Raw genomic sequence first — 15560 nt, 5'->3', positions numbered from 1 at the left:
CTCAAGACTTCGGGGCGCGGCTACTAAGTGGCCGTATCTGTCTGCCGGCCCTAGTCGATCGGCGTCAGCGACATCGCGAACCCGCCGCCTGCCTCCATCGTCAGCGACAAGGTGTCGCGCGAGGTAACCGTACGAGTTTCGCGGAGCATCGCGAAGCGATCACCATCGATTCCCCCGCCCGGCCCGTCGCGCCAGATTTCCGCAGTATAGTCCTTGCCGTCCGCAAGGAACGCCAGATCGACCGCGACCTCGCGGCGGCTGTCATCGGTCACGCCGCCGAGCCACCAGTCCGAGCCATGGCGGCGCTGGCGCGCAACGACTGCAGACTCCCCAATGTCGCCAGCCACCACGCGCGATCGCTCCCAATCGACCGGGACCCGTTCGATGAATGCGAGCGCATCTGGTCGCTTCCGGTAGTTTTGCGGCAGGTCTGCCGCCATCTGGAGCGGCGAGTAGATCACCACATAGTGGGCGAGCTGGCGCGCGAGCGTGTTCGGAATCGGTCGGCCGTCACGCCCGGCCAGGCTGACGATGCCGGGCGTCAGGTCGAATGGACCGGAGAGCATGCGCGTGAAGAGCAGGGTCGGTTCGTGTTCAGGCGGGTTAGGCGGTTCGCCCCAGGCATTGTATTCGGTACCGCGCGCGCCTTCGCGCGTAACGAGATTGGGATAGGTCCGCCGCAGGCCGGTATCCTTGATCGGCTCGTGCGCATTGATCGCGATCCGGTGCTCGGCCGCGCGCTGAGCTACAAGCACATGGTGTCGCGCCATGAACTGTCCGTCGTGATATTCCCATTGCTCGGTGCCGTCCGGATCTTCACGTAGCACCCCGCCCGCGTCGGCGACGTAGCCGGTCTTGACCGCATGCACTCCATGTCGCTGGTAATAGTCGAGCGCCTGTTCCAATTGGCGCTCGTAAAGTCCGGCATTGCCCGCAGTTTCGTGATGCCCCATGATGGCAACGTCTTTTTGCGCGGCATAGGCTGCCACCCGCTCCATGTCGAAATCGGGATAGGCGGTCGCGAATTCGAAGTTTCGACCGCTCTCGCTCCACCAGCCCTCGTTCCAGCCTTCGATCAGGACTGAACCGAAGCCGTGTGCCGCAGCAAAGTCGATGTATTCGAGTACATTCGCAGTCGTCGCACCATGCTTCGGACCGGAATTCCAGCTCCATTCATCGAGGTGCATCGCCCACCAAATTCCTACATATTTGTGTGGCTTGACCCAACTCACATCGCCGAGCCTGTTGGGCTCGTTGAGGTTGAGGATGATGTCGGAAGCGGCATAGAGCGCCGGTGCGTCCTTCCCGACAAGAAGCGTTCGCCACGGCGTTGCGAACGGCGCCTCTCGCCGCACCTTCCACGGTTGCGAGGACGGCGCGAGACGCGTGCGGAAGCGCTGTCCCTCGATCCGTTGCAGCCAGAATGCCGAATAGTCGACCAGCGCTGCCTCGTGGATGGCAAGGTGCAGCCCATCGGCCCGGCGGAAAGTGATCGGCGTGTGCGCCGTGCCGACTTCCTTCGCAGCCGTCCGGCTGTAGAGATATTCGTAACGGTTGCTCTCGCCGCCAGGGATCCACCACGCTTCGGCCTCGCCGGCGATTGCAAATTCGGTCAATTCCTCATCGATCGTGACGTCGACTAGCTGGTCTTGGGCAGGGAATTCGAAACGAAAACCGAGGCCCTGATCGAACACACGCACAACCAACCGGATTTCGCGCAGAGTGGCGCGTCGCTCGACCATCGGGACGCGCATTTCCCTGTAGCGGTTCACGACGAGCCGGTTTTCGCCCCAGGGCTGCTCCCAGCTATCGTCGACGCTCGATCGAACCGCGTCGCCCAATTCGATAGCGCCGCCCCATTTCCCCGCGCCACGCAGCATGAACCCCAGTGTCGATGGATCGATCACCGGGACCCCGCCACGATCGACCGAATAGGTCGGTACTCCAGCGACGGTGGTCAGCGCAAAACAGAGACGGCCGTCGGGAGAGCATTGCCGGAGCGTCGTGTCTTCCCGGGCGAGCGCGTCGGCAGAAGGGAAGCACAGAAAGAGCCCCGCCGCGAGGAGCACGGTCCAGCATCTGCAGGCCACCAAAAATTCAGTCATTCTCACCTCCGGCAGCGAGGCTAGGGCCTCGACAGGAAGGGCGCCAGAAAATTCGTGCAACCGGTTACATTCTTGGTTATCCGGGACTCTAGAGGGGCCATGTCTGGAGCGATCGGCACGGCCGAAGGGAAGAAAACATCGCCGGGCGCCGACAGGGCGCACCGGATCGAAAGAGGAAAACTAAATGGCACTCGCACCCGATCTTGCAACGAGCACCGATTCGGTCCCGATCGAGGACAATGACAACGGGATCGTTGCGCCCGGCCTCAACTATTTCGTCTTCGGCCTGTTTTTCATCTTTGGCGGTATCACCTCTCTCAACGACGTACTCATCCCGAAGCTGAAAGAGCTGTTCACGCTCAACTATACGCAGGCAATGTTGGTGCAGTTCTGCTTCTTCGCCGCCTATCTCGTAGTGGGAATTCCCGGAGCAAAGCTGGTCAAGAAGCTGGGTTACATGCGCGGCGCGGTTGCAGGCCTGCTGACGATGATGGTCGGTTGCCTGATGTTCATACCGGCAAGCCAGACGGCAACGTACTGGGTATTCCTCGCAGCCCTATTCATTCTCGCCAGCGGCGTAGTGATCGTACAGGTGGTGGCCAATCCGCTGATCAGCCTTCTCGGCCCTCAGCAAACGGCTCATAGTCGACTGACCTTTGCCCAGGCCTTCAATTCGCTCGGCACGACCATCTTTCCGATCGCCGGGTCCGTGATCATCCTCGGCAGTCTGGCAAATGTGACTGCGGCGGATCTTTCCGGCAGCGAGCTCATCGCCTATCGCCAGGCTGAAAGCGAAGCGATCTGGCAGGGTTACCTCGGCGTGGCGATCCTCATCGCATCGGTTGCCTTGGCGGTCTGGCTGTTCCGCAATCGCCTCAAGGGCGAGAAGCACGAAGCGTCCTCCGGCCTCGCCGGCCTCGACCTGCTGAAGCGCAGCCGCTTCGGCTACGGCGCGCTGTGTATTTTTCTCTATGTCGGCGCAGAAGTGTCGATTGGCTCGATCATCATCAATTACCTCGCGCAGGATCGCGTGCTCGACCAGCCCGAAAGCGTGATCGGCTGGATGATCGGCCTCTACTGGGGCGGAGCGATGGTCGGCCGGTTCATCGGCTCCTACTTCCTGCGGATTTTCTCGCCGGGCAAGATCCTAGCCTTCAATGCCACCGGTTCGATTATGCTCATCCTCATCAGTGCACTGACGACGGGCGAAGTCTCGGCTTATGCGCTGCTTGCGGTGGGGCTGATGAACTCGATCATGTTCCCCACCATATTCTCGCTCGCCTGCGAGAAACTTGGTTCGCGCGCGGCGGATGGTTCCGGCATCATCAACGTGGCCATCTTCGGAGGCGCCGTGGTTCCCCTGTTTTACGGCATGCTGGCCGATGTCAGTGGCAGTCTCGCGGTCGCAATGGTCCTACCCATTGCCTGCTACGCGATAATCGCGGGTTTCGGCATATTCGCGCGGCGTCCCGCCTGACCCGCTTGCCATCGGCTGAATCGACGCATCGAGGTCAAATCCCGGCTGCGGGAACACCGCAGCCGGGATATATCGGTCAGGACCGCGCGGGGGCCCGCCTGGCTTCGCCAATCAGAAGGGGCAGGCCATGAAGCGAAAGGTATCAGCGACGCATTCCGTATAGGGCATAGGGCGAAGAAATGCCGGCCATCCGCGCGCCGAAATATGCGGCCTCCGCGTCACTCGTGGTTCTTGATAACGAGCGTGTCGATCGGAAGACTGCGGAGCAGTTCGTTGGCCGTGCTGCCGATGGTCGCGTGCCGGAGTGCGGACTCCCCATGCGTTCCCAAGACCAGCAAGTCTGCCTCGCTATCACGAATGTCCTTTCTCAGCGCCCCTGCAGCACTGCCGTAGACGAGATGAGGGGTTACTCGCTCCCGCGTTTCAGGGCGAAGCTCATTCATGAATTCCTTGAAAACCTTCCGCTCGGCCTTTTCGACGTCCTTGCGCACGTATTCCGCTTTTTGCCACCCTTCGAACGGTACGTGGTAAGCGTGGATCAACTGCAGATCGGCATCCGGAAACAGGTCCGCCGCTTTTTCCAGCGCATGGCGCGAGGGCGGGTAGAAGTCCGTTGCACAGACAATGCGTCGATAGGGCCCGGTCGGCCGGTTCTTGACCACCAGCGTTGGGACCGGGGAATGGCGGATCACATAGTCCACGGCCGTTCCCAGCAAGAAGTCTCTCAGGCTGTTGAACCGGGCCACGCCAAGCACGACCAACCGCGCATCTTCTTCTTCGGCCACGCCGGCGATGGCGTAATCGGCGCGATCCATCGGATAGCGAAACGTTACTTCCATTTCGGGATCGGGAAGCACGGAGCGCATGCGCCGGTCGAGTTCCGCCCTCGGCGGCGGTTCGCCCAGTGAAGGATCGAGTGCGTGAACGATTACGACGTCCAAGTCCCACTCTTCGCCCAGCTTCAACGCTCTATCGATTGCGCGATCAGCCTCTGCTCGAAAATCCGTTCCGACAATAATCTTATTGCTCATGACTTTACTCGACTGTTGCAACCCTTCCCATGCGCGGGGATTCCTAACATCCAGGGCTTCCGAGACCAAGGGATTTGCGCATTGCGGTATCGACAAGTCCGGTCGTTTCTCGGAAGGTCGCGATAATGGAATCGCAGCTCCACATCCCTTACCTGCGGGAAGTCATCGTATTCCTCGTTGTGGCGGGTCTCGTCGTTCCCGTACTTCAGCGCAGGGTCAGTCCGGTTCTCGGATATCTGCTCATCGGCGGGCTGATAGGGCCCTTCGGTCTGGGGCTGCTGGCGGACGATGTTCCTCTCGCCGCATTTCTTGTGATCGACGATCTCGATGGTGTGCGCGCTCTGGCAGAGGTTGGCGTGGTGTTTCTCCTCTTCGCAATCGGTTTAGAGCTATCGCTCGACCGCCTGTGGTCGATGCGCCGGTTCGTTTTTGGTTTGGGAAGTGCGCAGATCATCCTGACCGGATCGCTCATCGGCGGCATTGCCTATGCCTGGGGCAATCCGGGGCCCGTCGCGCTCGTCCTGGGCGCCTGCCTGGCCCTTTCTTCCACGGCGATCGTCATGCAATTGCTGATCGAGAAGAGCCGGCTTACCACGCCCGTAGGTCGGCTCGCATTTTCGGTCCTGCTGATGCAGGACCTCGCCGTCGTCCCGATCCTGTTCATCGTCGGCGTCCTCGGCACGGCTTCGGCCGGCGAGGGAGTGTTCGGCGGGCTGGCGATCGCGCTGGCGGAAGCCGCGGTGACGGTCATCGTCATCTATGCCGTGGGCCGCCTGCTGCTGCGGCCCATATTCCGGACGATCGCGCAAACCGGCAGCCGCGAAGCCTTCATGGCAATGATCCTGTTGATCGCTTTGGGAACAGCAGCGATTACCGGGGTGGTCGGGCTGTCGATGGCGCTCGGGGCGTTCCTCGCGGGACTGCTGATTGCCGAAACCGAATATCGGCACCAGGTCGAAGTCGATATCGAACCGTTCAAAGGCCTGATGCTCGGCCTGTTCTTCATGTCGGTCGGTATGGGTATCGATTGGCGGGTCCTGGGGGATTCTCCTTTCTGGATCGCCGCTTCGGTGGTCGGTCTGCTTGCCATCAAGGCTACCTTGAACGTGGGTCTCCTGCTGCTGTGGAAGGCCCCGCTTCATCGCGCGGTGGAAGCGGGACTGCTCCTTGCCCAGGCCGGAGAATTCGCCTTTATCGTGGTAGGCCTCGCGATGTCGGTTGGATTGCTGCCCGGCGACACAGGTCAGTTCATGCTGATTGTCGCCAGCCTGACCATGGTGCTCACCCCCGCGTTGGAAGGACTTGCGCGAAAGCTGGGCAGCAGGCTCGAGGAACGCGCCGCCGCCCTGCCCGCGGGTTCCGGCGATCCGGCCGAAGATCTCGAGGGGCATGTCGTAATCGCGGGCTTCGGAAGAGTTGGCCGCGTGATCGCTTCGATCCTCGATCGGGAAGGCCTTCGATATATCGCGATCGACAAGGATCCCACCGTGGCCTCCGAGGCTCGGGCGGTAGGCTTGCCGGTACGGTACGGGGACGCGTCTCGTATAGAGGTTTTGCAAGCCGCCGAGGTGAAGCAAGCCACTGCTCTGGTCATAACGATCGGGGATGAAAGGAATACGGAAGCCTTGACCGTGAGCATGCGCGAGGCCGCACCGCATGTTCCACTATTCGTTCGAGCCCGAGACAAAGGTCAGGCCGATCGCCTGTCGGACGTGGGAGCAACCGCCACGGTTCCCGAAACGGTCGAAGCAAGCCTGCAGCTTGCTGCGAGAGTTCTGGAAGGGTGTGGACTGGATGACGAATCGATTCAACGCCGTATCCAGCTAGAGCGCTGTTAGAGGCGATCAAAAGTCCGCTGCGGCAGCCAAGGGTGCAAGGGGAGCCGGACATTCATGCGCATCGATACAAGTCCCGACCGATTTCGATCGACCCGGTTTTTTGGCTTGATACGATCGTCCAATGTGATCGCAACGAGATGTGATGTAATAGTCGCAAAATGACGGTCGAGATTGCGGAAATTGCCGGATTTCTAGAGCGGACTCCTCCATTCGAGGCGCTTTCGGACGCCGAACGCGCTGCTCTCAGTCGTACGATCGAAGTTCGCTACGCCAGATCGGGGAGCGCCATCGTTACCGCCGGGGATCAGAATGATCGCCTCTTCATTGTCCGGTCAGGTGCGGTCGAGCTGCGCCTTGCGGGAAACGACCTCACGGCCCGCCTCGCAACGGGATCGACCTTTGCATATCCATCGCTCTTGCGCGGAGGCGAAGTGCACAACACGACGGTCGCGATCGAAGATACCTTGCTTTATGCGGTTCCGGCCGATCGCTTTCACGCGCTGCGCGATAGCTGTCCGCGATTTCGGAAGTTTTTCGCGGAAGGCGAAGCCGCGCGGATCGCTCACGCCCTGAAGGACCGTCAGCAGGCAGCGGGCTTCCAACTCGATCGGGAGATGGCGGGAAAACTCATCCGTCGCAGCATGCCGGTTTCATGTCCCAGTGAAACAACCATCGCCGATGCCGTTCAGCTGATGCACGCGCGCGATGTCAGTACGCTCGCGATCTACGACGAGGGGGCTCTGACCGGAATCTTCACCGACAAGGATCTGCGCAACCGTGTCGTGGCGGCGGGTTTACCGCTTGAGGGCAAGATCGGTGATGTGATGACCCCGTCGCCACTTACCCTGTCGACCGACAGCAGCGCCGCCGAAGCGATGGCGCTGATGACGAGTGGCGGCTTTCGCCACATTCCACTTCTCGACGAGGCCGGGGCGCTGTCGGGCATTTTGAGCGCCACCGACATTCTTGCTGCGGTCGGCAACAATGCAATCGATCTTGGGGTGATGATTGCACGCGCGCGGACGCCGAAGGAATTGATCGAGGTGGCAAGGCGCATTCCGGAAAGCTTCACCGTCATGGTGGATTCGGGCGTGCATGCGGCGCAAGCGATGCGCTTCACCTCTGCGTTGGGCGAAGCCGTGCATCGCAAGGCCGCCCAGCTCGCCGAAGCCGAACTGGGCGAGCCGCCCAATCGTTATGCGCTGGTGGTGTTCGGTTCCCTGGCCCGCGAAGAACAGCTTGTCGGTTCCGATCAGGACAATGGCCTCGTGCTCGCAGATGAAACCGAGGAAAAGGACGGAAGCTATTTCGAGAAGCTTGGCACGCGCATTTCCGATCTGCTCGATGATTGCGGATACGTCTATTGCAGAGGCGGCATCATGGCGAAGAATGCCGATCAACGGCAGACGCTTGCAGGATGGTGCGATCGGTACGCGCAGTGGATTTCACGGCCCGATGAAGACCGCATCCTGCGTGCTACAATCTTCTTCGACATGCGCCACATCCACGGGGATGCCTCGCTGTCGCGCAGGCTGCACGAGCGAACCGTTGCCCTGGTCAAGGACAGCCCGCTGTTCGTGAGCTACCTTGCGCGCGATGCATTGCGCAGCAAGGTACCGCTGGGGATTTTTCGCAATCTGGTTCTCGAAACAGCGGATGACGGGCAGAGAGTGTTCGATGCCAAGCGGCAGGCGATCATGCCGATCATCGATATCGCACGCACCCATGCACTCGCAGCAGGTCTGGACGAGGTTGGCACCGTCGCTCGGCTGCGCGCTCTGGCGCAAGCGGGGAAGATGAATCGCGACGATGCCCAGAGCCTGGAGGATGCAATGCTTCTGGTGAACGAAATGCGGATCGCACATCAGGCAAGGCAGGTCGAGCGCGGCGAGGCGGCGGACAATCTGATTGCGCCGGATACGCTATCCCCGTTGGAGCGCGACTATCTCAAGGACGCGTTTTCCCTGATCCGATCGGCATTGGAAGCGCTGCGCCGGAATTTCGCCGGCGGTATTGCCTGAAATGTTCGCCCGGTGGCGGTTCGAGCGCGCGTTGCGATCGCTGCGGCAAAGCGACCACTCCGTCTTGCGCGACTACGCCAATGCGGCATGGCCGCAGCGGGACTGCCGCGCCACGGAGGCCTCCTATCTCGCCCTCGATTTCGAACTCGACGGGCTGCGCAAGGACGCGCATCTCCTGCAGGCGGGGTGGGTGCCGTTCGTCGGCACTACGATCTCGCTCGAAGAGGCGCATTCGGTCGATATCCGAAGCTCCGCGGAATTGGACGATACCGCGGTTACGATACACGGCATCGGGGAACAGCGCGCCGCCAACGGACAGAGGCTGCGCGATGTCGTACCCGAATTGATCGCCATGCTGGCCGGGCGGGTAATGGTCGCCCATGGAGAGGCGATTGAGCGATATGCCCTCCAACGTGCTACGCGCGCTCTCTACGGGGTCGATGTTCCGATATGGGGCATCTGCACTCTGGTACTGGAAAAACACCTCAAGCCGCGTCTGGTGGGCTCGCAAGCCTACAGGCTTGGGCCAAGTCGGCATCGTTACGGCCTGCCCGAATATCGCGCGCATGATGCATTGACCGACGCAATCGCTGCCGCCGAACTGTTTCAGGCCCAGCTCAGTCGCCTGCCCGCCGATGCGACGCTGGGCCAGCTCGAGAGACGATAGGCACCTCCAAAGGCTCTAAGACTAAAGTCTCCCTCGTTCGCCGCGCGCAAGGGCCGTAGCCTGCTGGCGATGGTTCGAGAATTGCGTGCGTCAATGGCACGTCGTCTCCAGCCCAAGCGAAAGGGAGGGACATGAATACTTCAAACTCACCGACCGATCCCGGCGGACACGGCAGCCCCGACGAGGACGGTAATCCGGCCGCAGAAAATTCCGGGCCGATGCCACGGAATCCCGACGACAGCGAAACAAGCGAGACCGAAGGCGCATACTGGCGCGAAAACCTCCGCCTGCTCATTGGCCTGATGGCGATATGGTTTGCCTGTTCCTATGGCGCAGGGATCCTGTTCCGAGGCTTCCTCGACCAGTTCATGCTCGGCGGATACCCGCTCGGCTTCTGGTTCGCGCAACAGGGCTCGATCTACATCTTCATCGCGCTGATCTTCTTCTACGTCGTTCGTATGAAGCAGATCGAGCGCAAGTACGATCTCGACGATTGAGGGGGACTGAGCAATGGAAACGCAAACCCTGATCTATCTCTTCGTCGGTGCCAGCTTCGCCCTGTACATCGGCATCGCTATCTGGAGCCGAGCGGGTTCGACGAAAGACTTCTATGTCGCCGGCGGCGGAGTGAACCCCGTCGTCAATGGAATGGCCACGGCAGCCGACTGGATGAGTGCGGCAAGCTTCCTGTCGATGGCCGGATTGATCGCCTTCATGGGCTATGATGGGTCGGTCTACCTGATGGGGTGGACCGGCGGCTATGTCATGCTGGCCCTGTTGCTGGCGCCATACCTGCGCAAGTTCGGCCAGTTCACGGTGCCCGACTTCATCGGCACGCGATACTATTCGAAGACCGCACGGGTCGTGGCCGTGATCTGCCTTATTTTCATCAGTTTCACCTATATCGCCGGGCAGATGCGCGGCGTGGGAATCGTGTTCTCGCAATTCCTGCAGGTGGACATCACGATGGGCGTGATCATCGGCATGGGGATCGTCTTCATTTACGCCGTCCTGGGCGGAATGAAGGGCATAACCTATACTCAGGTTGCGCAATATTGCGTGTTGATCTTCGCCTATATGGTTCCCGCATTCTTCATCAGCTTCATGCTGACCGGCAACCCGATCCCCCAGCTCGGCCTGGGCTCGGAGTTGAACGACGGATCGGGGATGCATGTCCTGCAGAAGCTGGACAACGTGCTCGTGGAGCTCGGCTTCACTCAATACACGGCCGGCTCGAAAAGCATGATCGACATGTTCTGCATCACCATGGCCTTGATGGTCGGTACTGCAGGCCTGCCGCATGTGATCGTGCGCTTCTTCACCGTGCCCAAGGCATCGGATGCGCGCAAATCGGCAGGCTGGGCGTTGGTTTTCATCGCGATGCTTTACACTACCGCTCCGGCGGTGGGCGCGTTCGGCATCTACAACTTCGTCAACAAGACCGACGGAACCGAATATAGCGAGGCCGAGAGCTGGTTCACCAACTGGGAAGGCGCCGATCTCATCGCCTGGCAGGACAAGAACGGCGACGGCGTGATGCAATATCGCAGCGGCGACGCGTTCGAAGGCAAGCCGGTCTTCACCGGGGAAACCGGTGAATCGGGCGAGCGGGTCGTTGCGAACACGCCGAATCCGGACAGCGCGAACGAGGTCTATGTCGACCGCGACATCATGGTTCTCGCCAATCCGGAGATTGCCAATCTGCCAGGCTGGGTGGTCGCACTGATGGCGGCTGGCGGTCTTGCCGCAGCCTTGTCTACGGCAGCGGGGCTCCTCCTGGTGATCTCGAGTTCGATCAGCCACGACTTGCTCAAGAGTACGTTCGCCCCGAAGATATCGGCCAAGACCGAACTGCTCGCGGCGAGAATTGCGGCAACGGCGGCAATCCTGGTGGCAGGCTATCTGGGAATCTACCCGCCAGGATGGGTGGCCCAGGTCGTCGCATTCGCGTTCGGACTTGCAGCATCGAGCCTCTTCCCGGCAATCTTCATGGGCATCTTCTTCAAGTCGATGAACAAGGAAGGAGCCATTGCCGGAATGGTCTCGGGGCTCGTGTTCACTTTTGGTTACATCTTATACTTCAAGCTGATGAACCCGGCCGCGAACACGGCAGAGAACTGGCTCTTCGGTATCTCCCCCGAAGGCATCGGAGTGATAGGCATGCTGATCAATTTCGGCGCCGCCATCGCAGTCGCCAGCATGACGACGAGCACTCCGAAGGACATTCGCAAGCTGGTGGATTCGATCCGCGTGCCGCGTGGTGCGGGAGAAGCCCACGCGCACTGAACACGACCCGACAGGGTTGCATGACGGAAGGGGCAGTGCCGGTTCGTGCGCCGCCCCTTCTCCTTTCGGGCGACGCGCTTGCACCTCGCGCCATTTTGCGTAGCCTCCCCTAGTGAGAGGAGAGGAATGATGTTGCTCGGCGCGGCGGTCGCCGCAGCTTGCTTCTATCTGGCCGGCTTGTTCTGGCTCGCAGCCTGGCGTGATCGCACCGCGCGGGCCGAAACGACGGCGGGCGGCAAGCCCGATTTTCTTTCGAGGCATGCGGGGCTGATCTACGGTCTCAGCCTCGCGGTCTATTGCACCAGCTGGACGTTCTTCGGCGGTGTCGGTACCGCGGCGACTGCCGGCCTCGATTACCTTCCGATCTATCTCGGGCCTATTCTCGTCTTCACCGTTGGATTCGGCCTTGTCCGCAGTATCCTCGCACAATCGAAGGCGCAGCATTCCACCTCGATCGCCGATTTTCTCTCGGCACGATACGGGAAAAGCGCGAGCGTTGCCGCCATGGTCACGATCATCGCGACCATGGGATCGCTTCCCTATATGGCGCTGCAGTTGCAATCGGTGGGCGCATCGCTGCTGACGCTCAGTCCCGAACTCCTCGGCCAGGTCGCAGCGGACGAGCTGGTCCTGCTGGTCGCCGGATCGATGGCGCTGTTCGCGATCCTGTTCGGATCGCGGCGCGCGGACCGAGCCGGTGACAATGCAGGGATGGTGCTCACCATCGCGGTGGAGGCGGTGGTCAAGCTGGTTGCCCTGATTGCGGTTGCTGTGCTGGCACTGATGGTGATTTCCGGCGCACAAGGGCCTGCCATCGATCCGGGTAATGTCTTTTCGACCAGCCAGATCAACGCACGCTTCGTGACCCTCACGCTCATCGCGGCATGCGCCGCCCTGTGCTTGCCACGGCAGTTCCATATGAGTTTCGTCGAGGCAGGCGGCGAACGCGCGACACCCGCCATGCAATGGGTATTTCCCGCCTATCTGCTCGTCACGGCGATTATCATCATTCCGATCGTATTGGCCGGTCTGACGGCGCTTCCCGCGGGCACCGACCCCGACACGATCGTGCTCGCCTTGCCGCTTGCGGCCGGGAACGAGGCGCTCGCCCTGCTCGTCTTCATCGGCGGCTTTTCGGCTTCGGCGGGAATGATCGTCGTCGCCAGCGTGGCGCTATCGACCATGATCACCAACGACATCATCGCGCCGCTTGCATTTCGCCGCGCGCTGAGCGGGTCCGGCGACCGGAGCCAGATTGCGGAGCGGTTGCTGATGGTCCGCCGACTGGTCATCGCCGCGCTGCTGTTCTTCGCCTATCTCTTCTACCTTGGCTTTGGTGCGCTCGGCAGCCTGGCGGGGCTCGGCACGCTCGCCTTCGCAGCTGCCGCGCAGTTCGCCCCCGGCCTCGTGCTCGGCATGGTGAGCCGGGCAGGAAACAAGGCGGGTATGCTTGCGGGGCTCGGGGTCGGGGTCGCGCTTTGGCTCGTCTTGTTGATCCTGCCCGCAGCGACGGAAAAGGCACCGATTATCTCGATCCACCCGGATCCTCTGGTTTCCGGGGTGATTCTGAGCCTGGGCGCAAACCTTGCCGCTTATTGGATCGGCTCGTCGATGCGGCAAGCTTCGCTGGTCGACGCTGCCCAGGCGGCGGCGTTCGTCGGTACGCCAATGCCAGGGGCGACCCCGCGTCTGGCGACCAACAAGCGCGTAGCCGATGTGCGGTTGCTCCTTACCCAATTCGTCGGGCGGGAACACGCCGACAGAAGCATTGCTGCTTTATGTGGCGGTTATTCCGACAATCAGCCTGCCGATCAGGCGGTGATCGAGATGGCCGAGCGGACGATTTCGGGGGTCATCGGTACACCTTCTGCACGGATGCTCGTGGGGTCGTGGTCGGATGGTGATCCCATCCCCTTGGCCGAGGTCGTCGCCATGTTCGACGAGACCAACCGGCGATTGTCTTTCAGCGCCGAACTGCTGCAGATCGCGATCGAGAATATCGACCAGGGCGTCGCGCTGGTCGACGCGGAAATGCGCCTGGTCGCATGGAACCGCCGCTATCAGGAATTGTTCGACCTACCCGAAGAATTGGTGTGCGTCGGGACGCCTATTGCCGAGCTGATCCGGTTCAATCTGAAGCGAACCGATCTTCCTGCCGACGTGATCGAACAGCAGGTCACGCGGCGCCTGGAACACATGCGAGCGGGGCGCGAACACAGAATCGAGAGCGAGCAATCCGACGGACGCATCATGCGGATCGTGGGCACGCCGACGCCGGGCGGCGGCTACACGACATCATATACCGACATTACCGAAGATCGCCGCGCTGAACAGGCGCTCGAAGAAAAGGTCGCCGAGCGAACCGAGCAGTTGAGCAGGGCCAATTCGGCGCTGTCCGAAGCGACCCGTTCGAAGACGCGATTTCTCGCAGCCGCGAGCCACGATCTCATCCAGCCGCTCAACGCAGCCCGCCTGTTCACCTCGGCGCTGGGGGAAGAAGTCGCCGGAAAAAGCGATCTCGAAAGATTGGTGCGCGATCTCGATGGGTCGATCGTGTCGGCGGATCGGCTGATCCGAACGCTGCTCGACATCTCGAAACTCGATGCCGGGGGCATAGTGCCGAGGATCGAGCCGGTCGCGCTGGACCGGGTTCTCCTGGAGATCGAGCGGGAATTCGCAGTGCAGGCGGCCGCTAAGGGCTTGAAGCTGCGCCGGGTGTCGACAAGCGCCTGGGTGAAAACCGATCGCGCGCTGATCACCAGCGTGCTGCGCAATCTGGTCAGCAATGCGATACGCTATACTGATACAGGCGGACTGGTGATCGGCGTGCGCCGCGGTGATCCGGAATTGCGCGTATGCGTAGTCGATACCGGTCGCGGGATAGAACCCGAGGATCGCGACGCAATCTTCGAAGAGTTCAATCGCGGCAATTCGACCGACCGCGAAGGTCTCGGCCTCGGCCTGGCGATCGTGCGTCGAACCACACGGCTCCTCGGCCTCCATATCGAAACCACTTCCCAGCCCGGGCGCGGAAGCCAGTTCGCCCTGTACATGTCGGCGACACATTGGGCCAAGGCGAGCCGCAAGCAGCCATCGCGCAAGCCGGTGCAGGCTCTCGGTGACGCCCGCGTGCTCGTGGTCGACAACGACCGCTCGGCACTCACGGCAACGTCCGCCCTGCTCGACAAATGGGGCTTGTCCGCGATCTGCGCAGCCTCGCTGTCGCAGGCGCTCGACCTTTGTCCCGACACGCCAGAGATCGTCATCATGGATTTCCGGCTTGATGGCGATGAGCGCGGCGATGCCGTCTATGCGGCCCTATGCCGGTCCTGGGGCAGCAAGGTTCCGGCTATCCTGCTGACCGCAGAAGACTCGGAGGAAACCAAGATCGCAGCCCGCAACATGGGAGCGAACCGCTTGCTCAAGCCCTCTTCACCGGCATCGCTCCGCGCCCTCATTTCGACATGTCTTATCCAAGGCTCGCGCGAGGGCGGTCACACCGACGCGGAATCGGCCACCGGCTGATCGACGTCGAGCTTCGCAGCCAGAAGCACAGCCTGCGTGCGATTGTTCACGCCGAGCTTGCGGAAGATCGCAGTGATATGCGCCTTGACCGTCGCCTCGCTGATATCGAGTTCATATGCGATCTGCTTGTTGAGCAGGCCCTGACGGATCGCGCCCAGTATGCGGCGCTGCGCGGGCGTGAGGCTGGCGATCTTTGCGAGATCGTCGTCCTCACTGCCATCGCAATCGGGGAACCATCTGTCGCCGTCCCGAACCGCAGCGAGCGCAGAGCGCATTTCGTCGAGCCCGGAGGATTTCGGAATGAACGCTGCTGCCCCCAATTGGCTTGCCGCGGCGAAGACGCGCGTTTCCTCGCTCGCCGAGACAATGGCGATGGGCAAGGCGGGAAAGTCCTGGCGCATGTCCATCAGCACCGACAAACCGTTCGAATCTTCCATGTGAAGGTCGAGCAACAGCGCTTCGGGCTCGCCTTCGCCAAGTGCGGTGCGGGCCTCGCCCGCGGAACTTGCCTCGACAATTGCAGCCTCGGGCCAGACCTTGCCGACCGCGTGGCCGAGAGCCGTACGAAAGAGGGGATGATCGTCCGCGATGATGATCCGCTGTGCCATGG

General features: G+C 61.5%; 10 protein-coding genes. 7 read left to right on the top strand and 3 right to left on the bottom strand.

All coding sequences use genetic code 11. From position 1 onward, the window contains the following. Window positions 1–50 precede the first annotated feature (50 nt). Window positions 51–2105 (bottom strand): glycoside hydrolase family 97 protein, encoded by a 2055-nt coding sequence (locus tag ASS64_RS11110; protein WP_083508321.1) that lies wholly within the window; start codon window positions 2103–2105, stop codon window positions 51–53. A 184-nt stretch (window positions 2106–2289) separates the two neighbouring features. Here ASS64_RS11110 and ASS64_RS11105 point away from each other — a divergent pair, with 184 nt between their 5' ends. Further along, window positions 2290–3582 carry a sugar MFS transporter gene (locus ASS64_RS11105; protein ID WP_067694210.1) on the top strand — a complete coding sequence of 431 codons (1293 nt, stop codon included), beginning with the start codon at window positions 2290–2292 and terminating at the stop codon, window positions 3580–3582. 218 nt (window positions 3583–3800) lie between these two features. On the opposite strand, the gene ASS64_RS11100 is transcribed toward ASS64_RS11105, so the two are convergent. Further along, window positions 3801–4613 carry a universal stress protein gene (locus ASS64_RS11100; protein WP_083508320.1) on the bottom strand — a complete coding sequence of 271 codons (813 nt, stop codon included), beginning with the start codon at window positions 4611–4613 and terminating at the stop codon, window positions 3801–3803. 125 nt (window positions 4614–4738) lie between these two features. Here ASS64_RS11100 and ASS64_RS11095 point away from each other — a divergent pair, with 125 nt between their 5' ends. The 6 genes from ASS64_RS11095 (at window position 4739) to ASS64_RS11070 (ending at window position 14950) form a co-directional block, all read left to right on the top strand. Beyond that, window positions 4739–6451 (top strand): cation:proton antiporter, encoded by a 1713-nt coding sequence (locus tag ASS64_RS11095; RefSeq protein WP_067694204.1) that lies wholly within the window; start codon window positions 4739–4741, stop codon window positions 6449–6451. Between the two features lie 158 nt (window positions 6452–6609). Next, complete coding sequence (locus tag ASS64_RS11090; RefSeq protein ID WP_067694201.1) at window positions 6610–8472, top strand: putative nucleotidyltransferase substrate binding domain-containing protein; 1863 nt, start codon at window positions 6610–6612, stop codon at window positions 8470–8472. 1 nt (window position 8473) lies between these two features. Continuing rightward, window positions 8474–9139: an exonuclease domain-containing protein gene (locus ASS64_RS11085; protein ID WP_067694198.1), complete on the top strand. Its 666-nt coding sequence runs from the start codon at window positions 8474–8476 to the stop codon at window positions 9137–9139. Between the two features lie 131 nt (window positions 9140–9270). Further along, window positions 9271–9636, top strand: coding sequence for a DUF4212 domain-containing protein (locus ASS64_RS11080; protein WP_083508319.1), 366 nt, complete (start codon window positions 9271–9273; stop codon window positions 9634–9636). A gap of 13 nt (window positions 9637–9649) precedes the next feature. Beyond that, window positions 9650–11425 carry a sodium:solute symporter family protein gene (locus tag ASS64_RS11075; RefSeq protein ID WP_067694192.1) on the top strand — a complete coding sequence of 592 codons (1776 nt, stop codon included), beginning with the start codon at window positions 9650–9652 and terminating at the stop codon, window positions 11423–11425. A gap of 126 nt (window positions 11426–11551) precedes the next feature. Continuing rightward, window positions 11552–14950 carry a PAS-domain containing protein gene (locus ASS64_RS11070; protein ID WP_234002387.1) on the top strand — a complete coding sequence of 1133 codons (3399 nt, stop codon included), beginning with the start codon at window positions 11552–11554 and terminating at the stop codon, window positions 14948–14950. On the opposite strand, the gene ASS64_RS11065 is transcribed toward ASS64_RS11070, so the two are convergent. Continuing rightward, entirely contained in the window at window positions 14920–15558 is a 639-nt protein-coding gene (locus ASS64_RS11065) for a response regulator transcription factor (RefSeq protein WP_067694189.1), read from the bottom strand. The genes ASS64_RS11070 and ASS64_RS11065 overlap by 31 nt on opposite strands. Window positions 15559–15560: the final 2 nt, after the last annotated feature.

Origin of the sequence: Erythrobacter sp. AP23 (assembly GCF_001542855.1) — a bacterium.
Classification (GTDB): domain Bacteria; phylum Pseudomonadota; class Alphaproteobacteria; order Sphingomonadales; family Sphingomonadaceae; genus Qipengyuania.
This window is presented reverse-complemented; position numbering and strand designations above follow the sequence as displayed.